Raw genomic sequence first — 22472 nt, 5'->3', positions numbered from 1 at the left:
TAAATTACTTCCGCGCCCGTTCGATCAGATGGATTGGGGTTCCCTCGAAATCGAAGTGTTCCCGAATCTGATTCTCCAAGAATCGTTCGTACGAGAAGTGCATCATCTTCGGGTCGTTGACAAAGACCACGAAGGTTGGTGGGGCCACAGCCACTTGTGTCGCATAGTAAACCCGCAACCGCTTCCCGTTGTCGGAAGGTGTTGGGTTCAGTGCGATAGCGTCCATGATCACATCGTTTAACGTTGCGGATTGAACCCGCTTGTTGTGGTTCTCAGACACACGTTTGATCATTTCAGGCAATTGTTCCAACCGTTGTCCCGTCTTCGCTGACACGAAGATGATGGGGGCATAACTCAGGTATTGGAACTCTATCCGAATCAGGTTCTGGAAGTCCGTCAACGTGTGGTTATCCTTCTTCAAGGTATCCCACTTGTTGACTAAGATAATAATGCCTCGACCAGCCTCATGGGCATAGCCAGCGACCCGCTTATCCTGTTCCCGAATGCCTTCTTCGGCGTTCAAGACGACCAGCACAACGTCCGAGTCGTCAATGGCCCGCATCGCCCGCATCACACTGTAACGCTCCGTATTTTCGTAGACCTTGCCTCGTTTACGAATCCCGGCCGTATCGACCATCGTAAACTTGGTGTCGTCCGCGGTAAACTTGGTGTCGACGGCGTCCCGGGTGGTCCCAGCAATGTTGGAAACAATCACGCGGTCTTCACCAAGAATGGCGTTAACCAACGAGGACTTCCCAACGTTAGGCCGACCGATCAGACTAAAGCGAATCGTATCGTCCTTAGGAGCACCGTCATCGTCAGGAAATTCCTTAACGACGGCATCTAATAGGTCCCCTAAGCCTAACCCATGGACCCCAGAAACGGGGTATGGATCACCAAAGCCGAGTGAATAGAAGTCATAAATAGATTCTCTGACGTCTGGGTTGTCGGCTTTATTCACGGCCAGCAAGACTGGCTTATCGGCACGGTACAAGATCTTAGCAACCTTTTCGTCAGCATCGGTCACACCCTCAGGAGCGCTCACAATGAAGACGATGACATCGGCTTCTTCAATCGCAATTTCGGCTTGTTGCGTAATTTGGGTCAAAAATGGTTCATCACCGAGGTCAATCCCCCCGGTATCGATCATCCGAAATTCAGTTCCCAACCATTCGGCACGGGTATAAATTCGGTCCCGGGTAACTCCCGGTGTATCTTCCACGATGGAGATCCGTTCGCCGGCGATCCGGTTGAACAGGGTCGATTTCCCAACGTTAGGTCGGCCGACAATGGCAACTACTGGAAATGCCACTACAAATCCCTCCTTTAACTTTTAAGCAAACGTCTGTTGACATGAAAAGGGTTCAGAACGAAACCAACAAAGTTCCGCTCTAAACCCTCTTCAACCAAACGTATTAGTTGTTTTCGTTATCTTCCATATCTTTCTTCAAGCTGTCCCCAATGAGGTCACCTAAAGAGAAACCGGTGCTTTCTTCTGGGGCGTTAGCCGTTGAAGTTTCAGCAGAGTTCCGGTTGTTACGACGACGGTTGTTGTTACCGCCATTGTTGCTCCGGCTCCGGTTGTTGTTACTGTTGCTGCTGTGGCTTTCGGAAGCTTCGTCACCAGATTGTGGCTTTTCTTCCAAGGCCTTGATGGACAATGCCAAGCGGTGGTCGTCAGGACGAACATCCAAGACCTTAACCTTGATTTCTTGGCCAACCTTCAAAACGTCAGCAGGCGTTGCGATGTGTTGGTGAGAAATTTGGGAAATGTGAACTAAACCTTCAACGCCAGGGAAGACTTCCACAAAGGCACCGAAGCTAGTCAGACGCTTAACTGTACCATCTAAGACGCTGCCTTGAGGGGCTTTGTCTTCAATACCGTCCCAAGGTTCTGGTAAGGTTTGCTTGATGGAAAGAGAGATCCGGTCGCGGTCTGGGTCTACAGATAAGACCTTAACCTTAACATCTTGACCCACCTTCAAGACATCGCTAGGCTTTTCAACCCGTTCGAAGGCGATTTCTGAAACGTGGACCAAACCATCAACGCCACCAAGGTCAACGAAGGCACCAAAGTTGGTCAAACGAGCAACTTTACCTTCGACAACATCGCCAGCAGTCAACTTAGCCATGATCTCAGCCTTTTGTGCGGCCCGTTCTTTTTCAACGAGAGCCCGGTGAGACAAGATCAGACGGTTTTCGCTAGGTTCGATTTCGACGATCTTGAATTCAAGAGTTTGACCCTTGAATTGAGAAAGATCTTCAACGAAATGGTCGGATACCATGGATGCAGGAACGAATCCACGCACACCAGCATCAACGACTAACCCACCCTTAACCACTTGGGTAACGGGTGCAGTCAACGTATGACCTGCTTCGAATTCCTTTTGGATGTCGTCCCAAACCTTACGGGCTTCCAAACGACGTTGTGACAGTAAGTAACTGCCGCCTTCCTTATCGGTACCAATGCGAGAAATTACGACGAGGTCCATAACGTCCCCGACTTTAATTACGGAATTAATATCATCTACTGGTTTCGTGGAAAGTTCCTTCTTAGGAACAACCCCTTCAACGCCAGTATCAGCAATACCAACGATTGCTTGTTGGTCATCATCGATTGCTAAGACTTCACCCTTAACAACGTCACCAACTTTAACGGTGTCGATGCTGTTTAAAGCATCTAACAGATCGTTATTTTCATTGTTTTGACTCGTGCCATTTTCACTCATGCGAATTTTTCCTCCTTGCGACAACTCTATATACTATTCTAGCCGATTGTGTCCGTAAAAGCTAGTAAAAAGCCCATTTCTATAGGGATTCTTTTTCTTTGATGGTTTCAGCGATTTTATCAGCCACCTGTTCGATGCTCATAGACGTTGTATCTAAGCGAATCGCGTCGGCTGCTTGGGTCAATGGAGAAACCTTCCGGGTCGAATCTTTTCGGTCCCGTTCTTCGATTTCGTGCTTTAACGTTGCCAAAGGTGTATTGATTCCCTTAGCGGCATTGTCCTTCAATCGACGTTGCGCCCGTTCGTCAACACTGGCAACCAAGAAAATCTTGACCTGAGCATGTGGTAACACGGTCGAGCCGATATCCCGACCGTCCATCACGATGCCACCAGCCTCAGCAATTTGTCGTTGCCGTTCCGTCAGTTCTGCGCGAATCGCTGGTAAGGCCGAAACGGCTGAGACTGAATTCGTCACATCCGGTTGGCGAATCGCTAATGTCACTTCGGTATCATCCACGAACACTTTTTGCACGGGTGTCCCCGGTTCAAAGCGAATCGTGATCTGATCCAACAACTGCTTAACGGCTGGTTCGTCATCCAAAGCCACACCGGCCTGTAAGACTTTCCAGGTAATTGCTCGGTACATCGCACCCGTGTCACAGTAGATGTAGTGGAAACGTTGCGCAACGATCTTAGCAACCGTACTCTTACCGGCCGAAGCAGGACCGTCAATTGCGACTTGTAACCCTTGTTTCTCCATAAAGCCAAACTCCTATCAAATAAAGTTTAACGAACCCGTAATCTCTGTCCTGGTTGTAATGATGCCCCGGAAGAGAGTCCGTTTAATTCCAATAATTTCTGCACGGAGATACCCGCATTGGTTGCAACCCGGTAAACACCCTGGCCAGACTCAACCGTGGCGTACTTGGCACCTGCAACGGAACTGCTACTACTCTTGTTTGAGCTGCTTGACGCAGACGTTGATGACTCATCGGTGGTAGCAGAAGAACTGCTAGCGCTCGAAGCCGAACTAGCAGTTGTGGTTGATGTTGTTGATTTCTTTTTGCTACTGGCTTTAGTCTTCTTAGCCGCCTTGCTGCTCTTAGAGCTCTTGGTTACCTTGTCCTTGTGTGAAGAACTCGACGAACCAGCAGCCACATTTTCCGTGTTCTGGGGCCGGTTAACCGCGCTCTGGCGTGCCAGACCGTAGACCAACGAGGCCGCCGCAATCACAACGATAATGGCAACGAGAATAACCGTCACCATAGTATTGCTATGATTTTGTCGCCGCATTTTCGTTCGTGACAGGTTTCCCTGATCGTCTCGATCATCGGCAAACGATTGATCCCAAGGATGGGATTCTTGCTCCTTCGACGTTTGATCGTCACGCTTTTGACTCATCATCTAACCTCCCTGAAAAATCTTCGACTGTAATTGTATCATTATTACAGATTTTGCGATACCCATATTTCTTTAAGATATCGCTATGAAAGGCTTTTTTGTATTGCCGGTCAACTAAGTTAACGGGCAAACTAGTCCCCGTTTAAAATAATCGTTGTAACCGGGCGACCCAGTCCTCACGTTCAGTCGTCGCGGTTACCATTGGCTGCTGGCGCGTTAACCCCACGGCATTCAGATTCAAGGGGGTATTCCCCGGCGAACAACACGCCACCGTGTGCTCGGGACTCTGTTCATCAAACGCCGCCAACCAGCGTTCACGCAGGCAGTGGGTCTCACGCGCATACGCCATCATCTGCGCCAAGGCCCGGTTGCGTTCCCGCTCACGCCCCGTAAACATTTGTGTCACCGCCGCTTGACTGATGCCATGCTGGCGGTAAAAAGCCAACAATTGGATCACCGGATCATCCCCAGAGAATTGCTGAGGGTGCGCGTAGTACCGCTGAATCGTCTCCTCATCCGGGCGATTAGACTGTCCCAACGCCAACGGCAATTGTTCATCCCCCGGCGCATAGAGTAGTATCGCCACGCTAGGCTTGCCATCCCGACCGGCCCGACCGATCTCTTGGGCATAGCTCTCCAGGTCGGCGGGCAAATGATAATGAATCACATAACGCACGTTGTTCTTATCGATGCCCATGCCAAACGCACTCGTTGCACAGATGACATCCAATTGTCCCGCCATAAACTGCTGCTGGATCTTAAACCGGTCCTCACTATCCAGGCCGGCATGATAAGCCGCTGCTTTCAGCCCCGTCTCCTGATGCAACCACAACGCCGTATCCGTGGCTTGCTGCTTACTGGAAAAGTACACGACCCCTGGTTGCTGTAATTGGCTGACCAGGCTTTTCAGCCGCACCTGTTTTCCCGGCTCATCGGCCACATTTTCCACATCTAAGAAGATATTGGGCCGGTTTACCGATTCGGCAACGATTGCCGGCGTCGTCCGTAGTTGCTTGGTAATCTCATGGCGGGTCGTCTTCCCGGCAGTCGCCGTTAGCATTAATGTCAATGGCTGTTGTAACTTTGACCGAATCGCCCCTAACAGCAGATATTCCGGTCGAAAGTCCGGTCCCCACTGGACAATGCAGTGGGCCTCATCAATCACCAGCAGGCTGAGTTGCAATTGTTGCACCTGAGCCAGCATCTGCGGTTGCGCCAGCATTTCCGGCGACAGAAACAGGAATTGATAATCCCCTAGATGGCGCAAAATCTCTTGGCGTTCCACATAACTCGTCAGTGAGTTAATGGCTGCCGACCGGCGAAAACCAGTGACGCGCATCCGGTCGACCTGATCATTCATCAGAGACAACAGGGGGGAGATCACGAGCACACACCCTGGATGCCGATACCCATACAGCTGATAGATCAGCGTCTTCCCGGCACCCGTTGGTAAAATAGCAAGCGTGTCTTGCCCCTGCTCCAGTGCCGTCAACGCCGCCTCTTGCCCAGTCCGAAATGTATCGAACCCAAAGACGCGTTGCAGGCTAGTTGTCAGTGACTCCATCATTTGTCATCCCCCGTCCCCGCCAAATCGCGTATAGTCGAAAATAAAAGAAATCATAGCGCGTCCGTAAGGCTTCCGGGAGCTGCGCAAACTGCCACGAATCAATGTCGCCGTTCAGTGCCGACGCAAAGTCCGCCCGCACGTGTTCTGGCAGTATCTGGTCATAGGGGAAAACCGCCATTGGTGACAAAATTGCCGCCTCCAGGAGATGCTCCTTCACCGTATTGGCCTTCACGTGCCGTTGTACCGCGACATGTTCCAAGCTACCGCCCCGCTCGACCGCATACAACGTGGCCTGTGCACTACGCGTGACCGGTGACCGCCACAGTGGTTGTAACAGGGAATGCAATGGATGATCACTCTGTCGCGCATCCCGTGCAATTTGCGTCATCCCGTCGCGTTGCCGCAACTGGATCTCCCAAGCCGTCTGCTGTTGTTCGCTCGCCACTTGGTCGATCGTCAATCCAGGGTGCTCATACCCCGTCAAGAGATCCGTCATAACTTCCGCCGTCTGGACCGGCAACTGCTGCAAGCTATGGATCATGGCCGCGGCCAACATCTCTGCTAGCTGTGGTCCCTTCATCCGGTGAAACCACGGCCGAATGACGCGTCGTGTGGCCAGGTCCGTTGCCAGGGGGTAATACCGATTAGTCGAATGCGCATATTGCGACGTGACCTGGACCGCCAGTAGGATTCGTTGCCGTGCCGCCCCCAGGTCAAGATTAAGCCAGTCGTCACTCGTCTGGGGTTGATAATAAGCCGCGGACTGTCGCTGTTGACCGGATGACGTCAGCAGCAGCTGATCTTCCTCACTATCCAGGGTCACGAGACCATTAGCGACCAATTGCTGTGCCGGCGCTGTCAACGCCCTGCGGTCTAAGTGTTTATCCGCATCCAGTAGGGGCAACAAGTGATAGCGCTGGCCCCAATACAAGGTCGACACGGTTCGCCGTCCCCGCAAGAGATTCTCAATGACCCGTAATCGCCGGGGCTGCTTCTGGTCTAACACCTGTAAAAGATCCACCGCTTCCATCTGCACCCCTCCTCATCAAGTCTGTTCCTAGTTTACCATACACAAAAGGGGCCAACGACTCGTCAGCCCCACCTTTTAACATTTAAAAATTTCCGGTCTTATGACAGCGTATGCTTCGCCAACCATGGTGCCATTCGCCGACTCAGCAGGATAAACAAGATTCCAAGCACGATCCCCTTGATCAGATTAAAGGGAATGACCCCTAATAGGATCAACTTGTTAACGGGTAAGCCCAGTGACATCCCCCACACCTTTAAGTACAGGGGCGTAATGACCCACCAGTTTGCTAGGGACAAGACCACCGTCAGCGTCAACGTTCCCACGATAACGGCGACGATTTGCCGCTTCAGTGTGGGCTGGTGGTGATGCTTGAGGACGGCACTGATCGGTAAGACCAGCGCTAGATCGGCGATAAACGCCGTTAAGACCCCAATGAAGTTGACGATATCTAATCCGGTCGTGACGAAGTAGAGCAACTCCTTCACCGCGGCGATCAAGACCGCCCCCGCCGGACCAAACAAACTCATCCCCAACAAGACCACCAAATCACTCAGGTCGAGTTTCATATAGGGCACGATTGGGATGATTGGGAGCGAGACAAACATTAAGACGTAAGCCACCCCCGCAAATAATGCCATCTCGACCATTGCCCGCACACTTAACCCGTGTCGACTATTTTCCATCACACTGTTCCTCCTTGCGGCCATCTCACGTAGCGCGACCCCATGAAAAAAGGTCTCGCCACAGAAGGGCAAGACCTTGGAATTTACGTACTTTAAAATGACGCCTACGCAAAAAGCAACATCTCATCTTCTGCATACCAGACTATACTGTCGGTTTCGGAGTTGCACCGAATCAACCGCTCTCACGGGTTGCGGACTTTACCGCCGGTCGGGAATTACACCCTGCCTTGAAGATGGACCTAAATTTTATTACATGTTTAATATACTAACATTCCCGAACAGTGTCAACCGCTTAGCTTAGTAGCCCCGTCAGGCGTTTGAGTTCCTTAACTTCTTCGGGCTTTAAGTTCCGCGCTTCACCGGCGTTCAACCCCTTCAACGTTAAGAAGCCATACTGCTCGCGCTTCAGCTTTTCAACCGGGTAACCCACGGCCTCCAGCATCTTCTTGACCTGATGATTCTTGCCTTCGTGAATGATAACTTCGATGATGGCGGACTTGCGCTTGTCGTCATGGCTCAACACCTTCGACTTGGCTGGCGCATAGGTCTCACCATCAACGGTGATTCCTTGCCGTAACTTTCGCATGGCGTCGTTGTTGGGAATCCCTTTGACCCGGGCCACGTAAGTCTTTTCCACCTCGTACTTGGGATGGGTCAGCCGGTTAGCGAGTTCCCCATCATTAGTCAGCAGGAGCAGGCCCGACGTGTCGTAGTCCAAACGACCGACCGGGTAAATTCGTTGACTCACGTCGGCAACTAGGTCGACCACCGTCTTGCGGCCCTTCTCATCGTTAGCCGTCGAAATGACCCCACGAGGCTTGTACAATAAGACGTAAGTTGGGGCTTCACTGGTCACCTGAACGCCATCGACCATGATCTGGTCGTGGACGCCCACCTTGGTCCCTAATTCGGTGACAACGGTCCCATTGACCTTCACGCGACCGCTCATGATCAATTTTTCTGACTGTCGCCGTGAAGCGACCCCGTCATGGGCTAAAACTTTTTGTAAACGTTCCATTCTACGATTCATCTCCTGATTCTGATTGGTTAAGTTGCTGGTTAAAGGCCTGTAAGAACAGGTCGCCCCCATCGCCGGTCGACTCACTAGTCGTTGCAGCAGCGGGTAAGGGGGGCAAATCACTGAGCTGCTTTAAGCCAAAGTAATCTAAAAAGTAATCGCTGGTCCGATAAACTTTCGGGCGGCCGGGCTCGTCTAGGCGGCCGGTGGCTTCGATCAACCGCCGTAAAACAAGTTTTTGGACGGTCGATGAACTCTGCACGCCGCGAATCTCATCCACTTCGATCCGGGTGATCGGTTGCCGGTAAGCAATGATCGCCAACACCTCTAAGGACGCTGGCGACAAGCTGGTACTCAGGGGGTTCTCAAAGTAATGCTTGATCACGTCCCCAGCGGCTGCCTTCGTGACTAACCGGTAAGTCGTATCGTTGACCATCAATTCAAGCGCTGAGTCGGTATCGGCCGCATACTTCTGGGCCAACCGTTCCAACGTTGCTAGGATAGCTGGCCGTAAAAGTCCGGTTGCGGCAGCGAGGTCCGCCACGGTGATACCCTCATCACCGCTGACGAACAATAAGCTTTCAATCTGTGCCAGAGGTGACATCGGTGGCATACCTTCCTTTCAACTTTAAAAAATTGACCTGTAACGGCAGTAAGCGACTCACTTGGGTCAAAGCGACCTGCCGTTGCCGGGCGAGCTCTAGGACGGCGAGAAAGGTCGTTACGACCTCTTCCATAGCCGGAACATGGCCCAGTAAATGATCGAAAGCGATCGGCCCGTGGGCATGTTCCAACCGGGTCAACACCGTTGCCATCTGATCTTTGATCGTAAAGTGTTCTTCTTGAATGCTCTGTGTCACTGGTTTAGCCCGGGTCGTTTGTTGCATTAACCGGACCAATGCCGCCTGAAGATCACTGGTCTGCAGCCCTGGGGCCACACTGATCGTTGCATCTTCTGGAACCGCCATGGCCGGTCGGGTAAAGTGATGCTGCCGGGCCACTGCCAATTCCTTTAAGGTCTGAGCAGCTTGCTTATAGCGCTGATATTCCAAAAGCTGATTGACCAGCTCCTCACGAGGGTCACCCATTTCCGCATCGTCTTGTGGTTCGACCGTCTGTGGCTTGGGCAACAACAGCTTAGCCTTAATGGCCATCAGGGTCGCCGCCATCACGAAGTATTCCCCGGCAATGTCCAACCGTAATGTCTGCATCTGGTGCAGATACGTCAGATACTGGCTGGTGATCGTCGTGATCCGAATATCATAGATGTCCATTTCATTTGTCTTGATCAGGTGGAGCAGTAGGTCCAAAGGCCCCTCAAAATCGCTGACCTGAATCAGTGGCTGCCCATCAGTCGTTGTTTTGTTCTTGTCCATGATGATACTCCCAGTCCGCAATCGTTTTCGCTGTATTTAAGGTGCCCATCAGTCGTTTTTTAGAAGCCGCCGTGGCGAGTTGATCCAGCATCCGCCGATTATTCAGTGGTGATTGCTTATCCGGCATCAGGGTGATCAACCGAACAATCAGGTAATCGCCCTGCGTTTCAGTCCCCACAGCGCCAGCAAAATCATCGTGCTCGTCCTTCCACAGGTACAGGGTCCGATCTTCCCCGCCCTGATACCAGGCTAATTCACGTTGGAGTCGGTCCCAGTCTTTAAAGCTCGGAAGTAGGCTCAACAAGCCCATCGCGATTTTTTGATAATCTGATCGGTATTTTAATAACATGCGTCTGCCTCCGTTTACCGTCTCCTGACCCATTTAGGCCCGAGGATGGTATTGATCATAAACATTTTTTAAGCGTTTCTTTGAAATGTGGGTGTAGATCTGCGTCGTGGTAATGTCCGCGTGACCCAGCAACTCCTGGACCACCCGCAAGTCGGCCCCATTTTCTAAAATGTGAGTCGCAAACGAATGCCGCAGGGTGTGGGGCGTCACGTCCTTTTGAATCCCGGTCAACGCCACGTACTTCTTGATCTTTTGCCAAATTGCTTGGCGGCTCAGCCCACCGCCGTGGCCGTTCAAAAACAGGTACGGGCTGGTCCGTTGCTTCAGTAAGACCGGGCGACTCGTCTGGAGATACTGGTTGATCCAGTCGGTGGCAACGTCCCCAATGGGAATGATCCGTTCCTTGTCGCCCTTACCCAGTGTCTGGATCAGCCCCATCTCTAAGTGCAGGTCCGCCAGCTTGAGGTGGACCAGCTCGCTGACCCGTAAGCCAGTGGCATACATCACTTCTAGAATGGCACGGTCCCTGAGACCATACTTATTGGTCGTATCCGGTGTCGCCAGCAAACGGTCCACTTCTGCTACCGTCAACACGGCCGGCAGATGTTCCGCATGCTTGGGCGCGGCAATATTTGCCATGGGATTGACCGTTAGCTGATGAGTCTGCACCAGATAACGATAAAATTTCCGTAGTGCGGAAACGGCATGGATCACCGAATTGCGTGACTTTCCCGCCGCGGTCAGCGCACTCAGGTAAGCCATGAGTTGCAGCCGGTCCACCTGTTTGAAGTCCGCGACCCCTTTAGCCGTCAGGTACTGGCTGAAATTGTGTAGTTCTTGGGTATAACTCGTGACCGAATTAACGGCTAATCCCTGCTCCACGGTCAGGTAGTGGGCAAAGTCCGCAGTCTGATTCTCTAAAACGGTCATGGTCAGGCCTCCTAGTCTTCGGTCGGCGTGGTGTCGGCCTCGGGTTGAGCTTCGGCACTGACTAGCCAGATTTGGCCGTCATGTTGCGTAATCTGACGGTCCTTTAGCAAATGACCGATAGCTCGTTTGAATTGGCCCTTGCTGATGCCAAAGTAGGCCTTAATGTCGGCGGGGTCGGACTTGTCACTAAAGTCTAAGTGACCGTCTTCGGAATGTTGTAACGCCGCATAGAGCATGGCGGCATCATCGTCGATGGCCTCGTAGGTCCGGGGACGCAAGGACAGATTCAGCGTGCCGTCTTCACGAACACCGATGACCCGGGCATGGAGTTCTTCGCCTAAACGAGGTTCCGTTTCCCGTTCGGACGGGTGAATGAAGCCCAATTCGTAGTGGTCGGTCATGACCCGCGTCCCAACTAATTTCAATTGGTAAGCCGTCGCAATGACGTTGGCATTTTGCATGTGCTTCTTGGCCGGTTGGGCGATTGCCTGGTAGACTTCACCATCGGCCAAGACTCCCCACAGCCGTTGCTTGGCATCTTCACGCAGAGCGATCAACAGCCGGTCGCCTTGTTGGGGCCAAAGCTCCATCATATCTGGCAGGTCGTCCAATGACACGACGACGTCCTTGTTGGGGAGGCCAATGTTGACAAAGACTCCCAGCGTCCGTTGCGTACGAACAACGGTCCCGAAACCATAGTGGTCGACCTGTACCTGGGGCGCGTTCCGGGTGATCTGTAAGTCGTGGCCCTCATTTTCGTAAGCAAATCCTTTAAATACAGAGCCCAATTTCAATGGTTTTTCGATTTCAGCCTTGTCGAGACGGAAGGTCGTCCCGTCAACTTGTACGAAGTAATCTTGTTCATTTTCATCGGTAACTTTTCCCGCGATGATGCGGCCTAATAGTTCTTCCATAATCTCCTCGATTCTACTGGTTTCCCAGTTTACCGTCCAAAAGTGTCTAGTTTATATTTTACACGGAAACGGTCCAACTAGCGAGCTTAAATCCGACAAAATTGTTCAAGTCATAAAATTCAGGTGGTGGGAATTGTCCGCGCTCCGGCTGCCAGGGGTTCCGCCTGCTGTGGGGACGCTTCAGCCTGAAAGACCATCAGGCTTCTCGCTCGCTTTTAAGCCGCGAAGATCACCCGTCTTAAAAGTCGCCCATCGTGGTAGCCTACAGCTATCACGATTTCCACGGCTGGCTACACCCCTGGCCTCCTCCAGCTCACATTGTACTCTACAACAGTAAATGTTAATCTCCAAATTGTTCTGAACTTCAAGGTGTGTATCCGTAATAGCCTTAGCGGTAATTCAGTATGTTTGTCCGCTCATAGCATACGCTGTTGCATGCCAGTTTACGACTTACTCTGATTGCTAACCGCAGAAAAATTATAATTTCTCCGTCGGGTAGATTATAAAATACTATTTTTTGGCCACTCATCATCTCTAATTAAGAACCCGTTTAGAATAACTCGTGTTAATCAGTCCAGTACCTTTTAGGTTAACCGGCCATTAATACAACATAGGACTATATCGTGATTGCAATTCAAATTTACCATGACCATTCTATAATCTGAGCGCTTACCTGACACACCATTTAGTATGCTCAAAAAATACATTAGAAAATCAAACTATTTTGACGGGCCAAACTCTGCCGCGGAAAAAATCAACCATAGCCGAAGGAGGCCAGGGGTGGAGCCAGCCGTGGTGGTGCTGTTAGCTGGCGCCCTTTCAGCTAGCTTACAGCACGGGCGACTTTTAAGACGCGTGATTTATGCGTGGCTTAAAAGCGAGCGAGAAGCCCGCCCTTTGGCTGAAGCGTCCCCACAGCAGGCGGAATCCCTGGCAGCCGCAGTGCGGACAGGTTCATCCGAATTCATCACTTATTTATGCACAGCAAAAAACGGACCCCCGACAGAGGGTCCGTTTTTCATAACAGGTTTATCTCTTATTAAAGCGCGTTGGAAGCACCGTGGTAAACGATACCGCGACGTGAGTCAACAGTGATCAATTCGCCATCGGAGATCTTGTCGCTAGCGCCAACGGCACCAACGATAACAGGAATCCCCATGGAAATCCCAACAACAGCAGCATGAGAAGTCAACCCACCGTTTTCAACGATAACGGCGCTAGACTTTTCGATAGCTGGCAAGTAGTCTTTGTCGGTGTTCTTGGCAATCAAGATACCACCTTCAACGACTTTAGCGTTAGCTTCGGCAGCGGTGTTGGCAATGATTGCCTTACCGATAACGGTGTCGTCACCGACGCCTTGGCCTTGAACTAACTTTGAACCGATTAACTGGATCTTCATCAAGTTAGTCGTCCCACGTTCGCCAACTGGCACACCAGCGGTGATCAAGATCAGATCGCCTTCCTTGGCTAAACCAGTTTCAACAGCCTTAGCAGCTGCTAAATCAAACATTTCATCAGTGTTTGAAGGCTTTTCGGTAACGATTGGGTAAACACCCCAGTTGACCATCAAACCACGACGGGTCCGGTCGTCAAAGGTAACGGCTAAGATATCAGCATTTGGCCGGTACTTAGAAATCATCTTAGCGGTGTAGCCACTTTCAGTTGCGGCAACGATGGTCTTAACGCCCAATTCGTTAGCAACACGAGCAACGGAAGCACCGATAGATTCAGTAACGTCACCGTTATCGAAGTTCAAGTTGTCACGACCAAAGTCCTTCAAAGCATTTTCAGCCTTGATGTCGATCCGGTTCATAGTAGCAACGGATTCTACTGGGTATTCACCGTTAGCACTTTCACCAGAAAGCATGGTTGCGTCAGTACCGTCAAAGACAGCGTTAGCAACGTCAGATGCTTCGGCACGGGTAGGACGTGGGTTTTCTTGCATGGAGTCTAACATTTGGGTAGCCGTGATAACTGGCTTGCCTAAGAAGTTACACTTCTTGATCAAAGCCTTTTGTACCAAAGGTACGTTTTCCGTTGGAATTTCGACACCCATGTCACCACGAGCAACCATTAAACCATCGGAAACCTTGATGATGTCATCAAAGTTGTTGATACCTTCTTGGGATTCGATCTTAGGGAAGATTTGGACATGTTCCATGTGCTTTTCTTCGAGGAGTTCACGGATGTCCATGACATCTTGTGGCTTCCGAACGAATGAAGCAGCGATGAAGTTGATTTCGTGGTCCAAACCAAAGCGAATGTCATCGGAGTCTTTTTCAGTGATCCCAGGTAAGTTGATGGAAACACCAGGTGCGTTAACACCCTTACGAGAACCCAATACACCGTCGTTTTGAACAGTAACAACTAATTCCTTAGTTGCGTCATCCTTCTTTTCAACGACAGTATCTAACAAACCATCATCGAATAAGACGTGGCCGCCTTCGTGAACGTCATCAAACAAGCCAGGGTAAGTAACAGCAATCTTTTCCTTGGTTCCTTCGAGTGAGTCGTCCATGGAAATCCGGAAAACGTCACCAGTCTTGAAGTTGAGCTTACCGCCCTGTTCAACAGTGGTCCGAATTTCGGCACCCTTAGTATCTAACATGATACCAACGGTCTTACCAGTAATCTTTTCAGCCTTGTGGACATTCTCCAACCGGCCTAAGTGTTCTTCATGGTCACCATGTGAAAAGTTGAACCGGAAGATGTTGGCGCCAGATTCGATCAATTTAACAATCGTATCAACGTCAGTACTTGCAGGACCAAGGGTACTTACGATCTTGGTTTTCTTCATTAGAAAAATCTCTCCTTTAGAATTGGCACGAAACTGTTCATCAATTTAACTAAAAATCGACAAGCGAAAAGTTTCGGCGCAAATTTGATTCCAAAATTATTCTATCACTTTTAAAAATTTATGTCTGCTATGTTTCCCTCTTTTTCGCTACTTTGTGGATAAATTGTCAAAGTAAGCGTTTTCCAAGGCCTGCCGGGGCCCCAGGAAAGTTAAAACCTGCTGGTTCAATAACTAGCAGGTTATGTTTCAGATAAAAATATTCTACTTGGTCACAACCGAATCGACCGGAATTGTAAATCCGAGTTCGGCAATATCATGATCAAACGTCTTGACCGTGTCCACCGAAACTTGAAGAGCGGGTGTGTCGAATTTGCTCAATTTGCCTAAAATCTTGGGAGGCACGGTAATAATATCACAACCGGTCTGGTCGGCCTGAACGATGTTGAAGACCTCCCGGGTACTTGCCCAGAGCAGTTCCACGTTAGGTTTGGTGTGACACAGGGTCGCCGCCTGCGTCATCACGGGTAACGGGTTGACCCCGGTATCTGCAATGCGACCGGCAAAGACGGACACGATGCCGCCCACCTCGGGATTCAAAGCATCCACGGCAAGCTTGACTTGCGTCAACGTCGTGATGGCCGTGACGTTGACCTTGACCCCCGCCGTTGACAGTTGGTGAATCACCTCGGCATTGTCTTCGCCATTAGCCCGAATCACGGGCACCTTAACGGCTACGTTAGGCCCTAAGGCCGCTAACACCTTGGCTTCGGCCAACATCCGGGCAGGCGTATTGCCAAAGACCTCAAAACTGATTGACCGGTCCGGGAACGTGGCCACGGCTTCCTTAGCAAAGGCCAAGTAGTCGGTGATTCCGGCCGCCTTCATCAAACTCGGGTTGGTGGTGAACCCTTCGACCAAACCCTTAGCAGCAACATCTTTCATGGCGGACAGTTCCGCCCCATCGGAATAAATCTTCACAGTTAATTGCATTAAAAAATACCTCCAAAGTCGTTATATTGAATCATTGGTATAATCATACCAACGCCAGTATAAATAGTCTAGAAGTATTTTTAGACAAATTGGTCTATCCATTTCGAAAAACAATATTGCCACTACCCATCAGTGCTTCCAACTCCGGTTGTAGCTGGGCATCCCCCCGTAGCCATTGGGACTTCGGTAGGACCCGCTTCTGATCAGTCTGGGGTTGATACACGATGACCGGTACCGGACCACTGTGAGCCATCAGAAATTGGCCTAATTTGGCGGCAATCGTGCGCTCATCGTGCGTCGAATCGACCCGCACGAACCAGCGGGCACCATCGGGCAAGGCTTGTGGTGCGCTGGGCTGTAGCTGGGTTGCCGGCGTCACGCGGTCGACCACGATCTGCAAGCCTCGCTGTTGTTCGACCTTGCCCTGGACCACGATGACCTGATCCGTCACCAGCCACGTACTGGCTTGGCGATACAGATTGGGAAAAATCGTGAGACTGATTTCCGCCGTTTCATCGCTCCCGGTCACAAACGCCATCGGTTCGCCGCGTTTCGTGCGAATCGTGCGAATCTTGGTCACGTAGACGATGACACTGACCCGCGCGTCAACGGTGAGGTCGCTCACCGGTTGCGCGTGGATCTTCTTGGCAAGCGGCCGATACTGTTCGACCGGATGGCCCGACAGATAGGCGCCCAACACGGCTTCTTCTTGAGTCAATTTCGTCATCAAGTCCAGATCCGGCTTGGGCGTGACCTTGGGGGCTAACGCCGCGAAGAGCTCGACGTTGTCCCCGGACAATTCAACCGTGCTCAAAAATTCCGGCAGTGCCGCGATCAATTCTGCCCGGTTATAGCCAAAGTGGTCAAACGCCCCGGCATAGACCAGCGCATTTAAGAGGTCGGCCTTGCGGTACTTGGCATCGATTCGCTGCAAAAACTGATGCAGGTCACGAAACGGCCCGTTGGCATGGCGATCGGCCAGAAGCTCTCTGAGAAAGTCTCGCCGGACCCCTTTGATGGAACTCAGGCCAAAGATGACCGCGTTGTCGCGTAGATTGAAGTAGGCGCTCGACTGATTAATGTCTGGGGGTAAGATGTTCACCCCGTGGCGTTTAGCCTCCGTCAAATACATCTTGGTCTTGACCGGCACGTTGATCACCGAGTTGAGCAACGCCGCGTAAAACGGACCAGGGTAATGGGCCTTCAAATAAGCTAGTTGGAACGCCAGCTTACTATAGGCGACCGCATGTGAGCGGTTGAAGCCGTAGTTAGCGAACCGGTCCATGTAGGCAAAGACCTGCTCGGCCACCGTTGGCGCGTACCCGAGCTTCTGAGCCCCACTCACGAACTGCTTTTGCATGGCATCCATGGTCTGCTTCTTTTTCTTACTCATGGCCCGCCGTAGCAGGTCGGCTTGTCCCAGCGTGAAGCCCCCCATGACGGAGGCCACTTGCATGACCTGCTCCTGGTAGACCAACACGCCATACGTCGGCCCCAAAATTGGTTTTAAGGCTGGTGCCGCGTAGTCGACCTGCTCCTGACCATCCTTGCGCCGAATGAACGTATCGATATTTTCCATGGGACCTGGCCGATACAGCGCGTTGACGGCAGCGACTAACTCGAAGCTGTCTGGTTTTAGCTGTCGCAAGACCCGTTTGATCCCGGAAGATTCGAACTGAAAGACCCCGTTCGTCTCGCCCTGGGCAAATAGCTTCAGGGTTGCCGCATCGTTGAGGTCAATTTGATTCAGGTCGAGCGCTTGCCCCGTCTGCTTTTTCACCAGCGTCAAGGCATTAGCCAGGATACTCAGGTTCCGCAGTCCCAGAAAGTCCATCTTCAACAGGCCGACCGCCTCGACGGTATCCTTGGGGTACTGGGTCATCAGGAGGTCCGTGCCGCCCGGTTGCAAGGGCACCAGATCGAGCAAAGAACCCTGACTCAACACAATACCAGCCGCATGGGTGGAGTAGTTCCGTGGCAGGCCTTCCAAACGTTTCGCTGTATCAAATAATAATTTATTTTGGTCACTATCGGCTACCAGATTTCTCAATTTCTGCGATTGGTCATAGGCCGCTTGCAGGGTGATGTGTAGCTGGCTTGGAATTGCCGCACTCCACTCGCTCATTTCATAAGGGGCCATCCCCAGTACTCGACCGACATCACGCAAGGCCGCCTTGGCTGCCAGCGTCCCAAACGTAATGATCTGGGCAACCCGGGAATGCCCGTACTTATCGTGCACGTACTGTAAGACCTGCTCGCGTTTATCATCCGGAATGTCCAAGTCGATATCGGGCATCTGGGCCCGTTCTTCATTTAAGAACCGTTCAAATAATAGATTATAAGCTAGCGGGTCCACTTCCGTAATCGCCAACACATAGGCGACCAGCGACCCCGCGACTGACCCCCGACCAGGGCCCGTCTGAACGTGGGCACGGTGGGCATAGTTCATGACGTCCCAAACGATCAGGAAGTAGTCGTCAAATCCCATCCGGTGAATGACCCCTAATTCACGTTCTAGGCGTTGCTGATAAGGGGTACTGTCCGTCACCTGATTCTGTCGTAAACGTGCTTGTAGCCCACGTTGACACAGCTCCTTCAAGTAACTCTGTGAGTCCTGCTGGTCAGGCGTTGGAAATTGAGGCAATTGGGGTTGCTGAAATTTCAGGGTAACCGCCGTATCAGCCGCAAGTTGTTCCCCAGCCGTTACCGCTGCCGATAAGCCCGCCGCGTTGAACAGCTCTGCTTGCTCGGCCGCGGGACGTAGCCAGTGGGTCCCCAGCGTTTGTTGGGCGGCGTCCGTATCCGTTAGGGTGGCACCAGCGCCAATTGCGCGTAAGACCGTCACCGCAAAATGATCCTCGCGGTTGAGATAGTCGACCGGCGCCAAAGCCACCACCGTTGCCTGGGCCTGATCCGCCACGGCCTGAATCTGCTGTTGGGCTTCGCCGGTGAGCTCTGGACTGGTCCCCATAAACAGACTGTCAGTAGCGAGCAATTCCCGTACTTGGGTCAACACCCGGTCAGCTGTCGTAACATCCCCAGCGGCGAGTGCTTGGTGCACCTCACTATTTAACGGGGCGATCACCTTCAAGTGACTCAGATGCTGGGCCTGTTCCTGCAAATCGACGGGCGCTGCGGCCACCTGGTAGGCCGTCGACAGCTGCATGAGCTGCTGATAGCCCGTGAAATCACTGGCGATGAAGAGCCAGTCTTGCTCCTGGGTCGCATCGATCAGGCCTTGCGTGGATAGTGTCAGGCCTAACAGCGGCTTGATACCAGCCTTTTGGCAGGCATTGTAAAACGCCACGATCCCATACATCACATTCTTATCCGTGAGGGCGAGAGCTTGGTAGCCCCGGTCCTTGGCCGTTTGCACGAGGTCATCGATACGACTATTACTCTGTAGCAAGCTGTACGTACTCGTGACCTGTAACGGGACAAACATGGTCAGCGCTCCTTTCTCTCAGTTAGTTTGACATTATTATACCAGAAAACCGGCCTTAAAACTCGGGATACGAACAAATGTTCTAGGATACTGAAATGCTCAGTTTGATATTAATTTCCGCACTGCGGCTGCCAGGGATTCCACCTGCTGTGGGGACGCTTCAGCCAAGAACCGCGGCTTCTCGCTCGCTTTGAAGCCACGGAGAACACGCGTCTTCAAAGTCGCCCATAGTGATTGCTGTGAGCGACCACTATTTCCACGGCTGGCTGCATCCCTGACCTCCTCCGGCTTAGATTGTTTTCTCTCATAACACTTGTTTCGCTGTGAATTAGGTCTAACTTTCAAATTATGCTTATAACATTTTTTCAGCATACTATTTAGAGTCTGCATTCGGCTACGCAACTAATATATTCAGACCACTTAGTCCCCAAACAGTCAGCCAAGCATCCCACTTCAAATGGAAAAGATTTTTGGTTCTCTCAAACTTAGGGTCGCTATTAAAGTAAACACAACCCAGCATGCACGAACTTCAATTCCAACCCAAAAAGAAAGCCCCCAGTCATCACAACCGGAAGCCTCCTTATGTCACTTACTTTAGTTTTTTACTGCCATTGGGGTAGACGTAAATTGCAATTGGTCATCGACCACGTCGATCGTAATCAGACTGTTAGCCGGGATCTTACCCGCAATCAATTGCTTAGCCAGCGGCGTTTCCACGTGAGTCGTGATGAACCGTTGCAGTGGCCGCGCGCCATAGGCTGGTAAGTAGCCCGACTTTGCGATCCAGGCCTGAGCCGCTGGCGTAATCGTCAAGTCTAACTGCTGTTCGTGCAGCCGGACCGCCAAATGGGCCACCAGTTTGACCACAATCTGTTGAACGTCCGCCAAGGAAAGCGGCGTGAACATGATTGTTTCGTCGATCCGGTTCAAGAATTCTGGCCGGAAATGGGTCTGCAACAACTGCGCCACTTGTTTCTGCGCGTCCGGACTGATATGTCCCTGGTCGTCCGTTCCCTGTAACAGGAGGTCCGACCCCAAGTTTGACGTCATGATCAAAATGGTGTTCTTGAAGTCAACCGTCCGCCCTTGACTATCCGTTAACCGCCCGTCATCCAAGACCTGTAGCAACAGGTTAAAGACATCTGGATGGGCCTTTTCAACTTCATCAAATAAAACGATGGTGTACGGATTGCGCCGCACGGCCTCGGTCAATTGGCCCCCTTCCTCGTAGCCGACGTACCCCGGTGCCGCCCCGACTAACCGGGACACGGATTCCTTTTCCATGTACTCGGACATGTCGATTCGCACCATGTGATCTTCGCTATCAAAGAGGTTCTCGGCCAATGCCTTCGCCAATTCCGTCTTCCCGACCCCAGTTGGTCCTAAGAAGAGAAATGAGCCTAAGGGTTTAGTCGGGTCCTGAAGGCCTGCCCGCGACCGCAACACGGCATCGGCCACGGCTGAAACGGCTTGGTCTTGGCCCACGACGCGGTCATGTAACCGGTCAGCGAGCTTCAACAGTTTCTCACGTTCGCCCTGAACCAACTTGGTCACGGGGATGCCGGTCATCCGACTGACGACCGCCGCAATTTCGTTTTCAGTGACGGACTCGGAGACCAGCCAGTTTTGGTTCTGGTCCTGCTTTTCTAATTCGGCTAATTCTTGTTGTAAACGTGGGATCGTCCCGTGTTGGAGTTCGGCCGCCTTGTTCAGGTCATAGGCGGATTCGGCATTTTCCAAATCGCGCTTCGCCTTGTCGAGTTCGGTCTTCTTGTCCCCAACACTCTTGATGGCCGTCTTTTCTTGATTCCACTGGGCGCTCAACTTGTCGACCTTTTCCTTGATGTCGGCGAGCTCCTTATTCAATTCCGTTAGCCGTTTCTGCGAGGCTTCATCGGTCTCTTGTTTGAGGGCCGTTTGTTCGACCTGCATCCGCATCATTTGCCGCCGGGCCTGATCCAATTCGGTCGGTGCCGAGTTCATCTCAACTCGGATGGACGCCGAGGCTTCGTCGACGAGGTCAATGGCCTTGTCGGGTAAGAAACGGTCGGTCAAATACCGATCGGACAGTTTGGCCGCCGCAATCAACGCGTTATCGTGGATCTTGACGCCATGATGAATTTCAAAGCGTTCGCGCAAGCCCCGCAAGATGGTGACGGTATCGTCGATGCTGGGTTCGTTGACCAGTACCCGTTGGAACCGCCGGGCCAAGGCCTTGTCCTTTTCCAGGTACTCCCGGTATTCGTCCAGCGTGGTGGCTCCGATCAAGTGGAGCTCGCCTCGGGCTAACATTGGTTTGAGCAGGTTACCGGCATCCATACTGCCTTCCGCCTTACCCGCCCCGACAATGTTGTGAATTTCATCGATAAACATGATGATCTGCCCATCGCTCTTGGTAACTTCCTTCAGAACAGCCTTCAACCGTTCCTCAAATTCCCCCCGGTACTTGGCACCGGCGATCAGGGACCCCATGTCCAGTGAGAAAATGGTCTTATCTTTCAGGTTATCCGGCACATCCCCGCGCACGATTCGTTGGGCCAGTCCTTCGACGATGGCGGTCTTCCCGACACCGGCTTCCCCGATCAAGACCGGATTGTTCTTGGTCTTTCGCGACAGGATTCGAATCACCGACAGAATTTCATCGTCTCGACCAATGATGGGGTCGATCTTCCCACTGCGCATGGCCTTGACGAGGTCGATCCCGTATTTTTCCAAGGCCTTGTATTGGTCCTCTTGGTTCTTCGAGGTGACCCGTTCGCCGCCCCGCACCTTATCAACGGCATTACGAACCAGTTGTTCCGTCATCCCCTGACTCTTCAAGTAATCGGTCAGGTTTTCCCCGGTAAGCTGCATGACGGCGATCAGGACCGTGTCGACGGCCATAAATTCGTCGTGATAGCCATCCTTGACGGCATCCGCTTTTTGCAGCAATTCCGTCAGGTTACGAGAAAATTCCTGACCATACTGAATGCCACTACCGGAAACGGTGCTGATGGCATCCAATTCCCGGTCGAGTTCGCTGTCGAGGTTGGCGATATTCGCCCCGGCATCGGCCAAAATCTCTCTGCCCAGTTCGCCGGGTTGAATTAAGAACTTGAAGAGATGGGCGACCGTGACGGCCTGGTGCTTTCTGGTCATCGCAATGTGTTGCGCTTCAGTCAGGGCGTCGGTCAGCGCCTGCGTCATTTTTTCTGGATTCATGTTGTGTCCCCCTTAAATTAATTGGTTGTTAGGTCTCATTGT

17 protein-coding genes and 1 riboswitch are annotated in these 22472 nt (G+C 51.9%); all 17 genes read right to left on the bottom strand.

Annotation, left to right across the window (positions count from 1 at the left end):
* Nucleotides 1-4 precede the first annotated feature (4 nt).
* The 17 genes from der to clpB all read right to left on the bottom strand — a co-directional run bounded on the left by der (nt 5) and on the right by clpB (nt 22430).
* Nucleotides 5-1312: a ribosome biogenesis GTPase Der gene (gene der, locus JUF10_RS04860; protein WP_203641128.1), complete on the bottom strand. Its 1308-nt coding sequence runs from the start codon at nt 1310-1312 to the stop codon at nt 5-7.
* Between the two features lie 103 nt (nt 1313-1415).
* Nucleotides 1416-2729 carry a 30S ribosomal protein S1 gene (rpsA, locus tag JUF10_RS04855; protein WP_203641127.1) on the bottom strand — a complete coding sequence of 438 codons (1314 nt, stop codon included), beginning with the start codon at nt 2727-2729 and terminating at the stop codon, nt 1416-1418.
* Between the two features lie 79 nt (nt 2730-2808).
* A complete protein-coding gene (cmk, locus tag JUF10_RS04850) occupies nt 2809-3489 on the bottom strand; it encodes a (d)CMP kinase (RefSeq protein WP_203641126.1) in 681 nt (226 codons plus the stop codon).
* Between the two features lie 26 nt (nt 3490-3515).
* Nucleotides 3516-4130 (bottom strand): LysM peptidoglycan-binding domain-containing protein, encoded by a 615-nt coding sequence (locus JUF10_RS04845; RefSeq protein WP_203641125.1) that lies wholly within the window; start codon nt 4128-4130, stop codon nt 3516-3518.
* 142 nt (nt 4131-4272) lie between these two features.
* Complete coding sequence (locus tag JUF10_RS04840; RefSeq protein ID WP_203641124.1) at nt 4273-5697, bottom strand: RecQ family ATP-dependent DNA helicase; 1425 nt, start codon at nt 5695-5697, stop codon at nt 4273-4275.
* Nucleotides 5675-6727 carry a helix-turn-helix domain-containing protein gene (locus JUF10_RS04835; RefSeq protein ID WP_203641123.1) on the bottom strand — a complete coding sequence of 351 codons (1053 nt, stop codon included), beginning with the start codon at nt 6725-6727 and terminating at the stop codon, nt 5675-5677. The genes JUF10_RS04840 and JUF10_RS04835 overlap by 23 nt, the downstream gene beginning before the upstream one ends.
* Before the next feature lie 98 nt (nt 6728-6825).
* A complete protein-coding gene (locus tag JUF10_RS04830; protein ID WP_203641122.1) occupies nt 6826-7410 on the bottom strand; it encodes an ECF transporter S component in 585 nt (194 codons plus the stop codon).
* 121 nt (nt 7411-7531) lie between these two features.
* Nucleotides 7532-7649, bottom strand: a riboswitch (FMN riboswitch).
* Nucleotides 7650-7702: 53 nt separating this feature from the next.
* Nucleotides 7703-8428, bottom strand: coding sequence for a pseudouridine synthase (locus tag JUF10_RS04825; RefSeq protein ID WP_203641121.1), 726 nt, complete (start codon nt 8426-8428; stop codon nt 7703-7705).
* Nucleotide 8429: 1 nt separating this feature from the next.
* Nucleotides 8430-9032, bottom strand: a complete 603-nt coding sequence (scpB, locus tag JUF10_RS04820; RefSeq protein ID WP_203641120.1) for an SMC-Scp complex subunit ScpB — start codon at nt 9030-9032, stop codon at nt 8430-8432.
* Nucleotides 9010-9804: a segregation and condensation protein A gene (locus JUF10_RS04815; RefSeq protein ID WP_203641119.1), complete on the bottom strand. Its 795-nt coding sequence runs from the start codon at nt 9802-9804 to the stop codon at nt 9010-9012. The genes scpB and JUF10_RS04815 overlap by 23 nt, the downstream gene beginning before the upstream one ends.
* The gene (locus JUF10_RS04810) at nt 9779-10153 is read right to left on the bottom strand and encodes an N-acetyltransferase (RefSeq protein ID WP_203641118.1); all 375 of its coding nucleotides are present in this window, start codon (nt 10151-10153) and stop codon (nt 9779-9781) included. Before JUF10_RS04810 ends, JUF10_RS04815 begins: the two co-directional genes overlap by 26 nt.
* A gap of 33 nt (nt 10154-10186) precedes the next feature.
* On the bottom strand, nt 10187-11083 hold the full coding sequence (xerD, locus tag JUF10_RS04805; RefSeq protein ID WP_203641117.1) for a site-specific tyrosine recombinase XerD: 897 nt from the start codon (nt 11081-11083) through the stop codon (nt 10187-10189).
* An 11-nt stretch (nt 11084-11094) separates the two neighbouring features.
* On the bottom strand, nt 11095-11997 hold the full coding sequence (locus tag JUF10_RS04800; RefSeq protein WP_203641116.1) for a CvfB family protein: 903 nt from the start codon (nt 11995-11997) through the stop codon (nt 11095-11097).
* A gap of 1039 nt (nt 11998-13036) precedes the next feature.
* Nucleotides 13037-14794 (bottom strand): pyruvate kinase, encoded by a 1758-nt coding sequence (pyk, locus tag JUF10_RS04795; protein ID WP_203641115.1) that lies wholly within the window; start codon nt 14792-14794, stop codon nt 13037-13039.
* 261 nt (nt 14795-15055) lie between these two features.
* Nucleotides 15056-15784, bottom strand: a complete 729-nt coding sequence (locus tag JUF10_RS04790; RefSeq protein WP_203641114.1) for a transaldolase — start codon at nt 15782-15784, stop codon at nt 15056-15058.
* Between the two features lie 94 nt (nt 15785-15878).
* On the bottom strand, nt 15879-19229 hold the full coding sequence (gene dnaE, locus JUF10_RS04785) for a DNA polymerase III subunit alpha (protein WP_203641113.1): 3351 nt from the start codon (nt 19227-19229) through the stop codon (nt 15879-15881).
* A gap of 594 nt (nt 19230-19823) precedes the next feature.
* Nucleotides 19824-22430, bottom strand: a complete 2607-nt coding sequence (clpB, locus tag JUF10_RS04780; protein ID WP_203641112.1) for an ATP-dependent chaperone ClpB — start codon at nt 22428-22430, stop codon at nt 19824-19826.
* Nucleotides 22431-22472 lie beyond the last annotated feature (42 nt).

This window comes from Levilactobacillus andaensis, from assembly GCF_016861695.1.
In the GTDB taxonomy this organism is placed as follows: Bacteria; Bacillota; Bacilli; order Lactobacillales; family Lactobacillaceae; genus Levilactobacillus; species Levilactobacillus andaensis.
Note: the sequence above shows the minus strand (reverse complement) of the source record. Positions and strands in the feature narration are given on the sequence as shown.

Bases quoted from the DNA above. Each gene is read 5' to 3' on its own strand.
- rpsA (WP_203641127.1), bottom strand. From the start codon at position 2,729: ATGAGTGAAAATGGCACGAGTCAAAACAATGAAAATAACGATCTGTTA.
- cmk (WP_203641126.1), bottom strand. From the start codon at position 3,489: ATGGAGAAACAAGGGTTACAAGTCGCAATTGACGGTCCTGCTTCGGCC.
- JUF10_RS04845 (WP_203641125.1), bottom strand. From the start codon at position 4,130: ATGAGTCAAAAGCGTGACGATCAAACGTCGAAGGAGCAAGAATCCCAT.
- JUF10_RS04840 (WP_203641124.1), bottom strand. From the start codon at position 5,697: ATGATGGAGTCACTGACAACTAGCCTGCAACGCGTCTTTGGGTTCGAT.
- JUF10_RS04835 (WP_203641123.1), bottom strand. From the start codon at position 6,727: ATGGAAGCGGTGGATCTTTTACAGGTGTTAGACCAGAAGCAGCCCCGG.
- JUF10_RS04830 (WP_203641122.1), bottom strand. From the start codon at position 7,410: ATGGAAAATAGTCGACACGGGTTAAGTGTGCGGGCAATGGTCGAGATG.
- JUF10_RS04825 (WP_203641121.1), bottom strand. From the start codon at position 8,428: ATGGAACGTTTACAAAAAGTTTTAGCCCATGACGGGGTCGCTTCACGG.
- scpB (WP_203641120.1), bottom strand. From the start codon at position 9,032: ATGTCACCTCTGGCACAGATTGAAAGCTTATTGTTCGTCAGCGGTGAT.
- JUF10_RS04815 (WP_203641119.1), bottom strand. From the start codon at position 9,804: ATGGACAAGAACAAAACAACGACTGATGGGCAGCCACTGATTCAGGTC.
- JUF10_RS04810 (WP_203641118.1), bottom strand. From the start codon at position 10,153: ATGTTATTAAAATACCGATCAGATTATCAAAAAATCGCGATGGGCTTG.
- xerD (WP_203641117.1), bottom strand. From the start codon at position 11,083: ATGACCGTTTTAGAGAATCAGACTGCGGACTTTGCCCACTACCTGACC.
- JUF10_RS04800 (WP_203641116.1), bottom strand. From the start codon at position 11,997: ATGGAAGAACTATTAGGCCGCATCATCGCGGGAAAAGTTACCGATGAA.
- pyk (WP_203641115.1), bottom strand. From the start codon at position 14,794: ATGAAGAAAACCAAGATCGTAAGTACCCTTGGTCCTGCAAGTACTGAC.
- JUF10_RS04790 (WP_203641114.1), bottom strand. From the start codon at position 15,784: ATGCAATTAACTGTGAAGATTTATTCCGATGGGGCGGAACTGTCCGCC.
- dnaE (WP_203641113.1), bottom strand. From the start codon at position 19,229: ATGTTTGTCCCGTTACAGGTCACGAGTACGTACAGCTTGCTACAGAGT.
- clpB (WP_203641112.1), bottom strand. From the start codon at position 22,430: ATGAATCCAGAAAAAATGACGCAGGCGCTGACCGACGCCCTGACTGAA.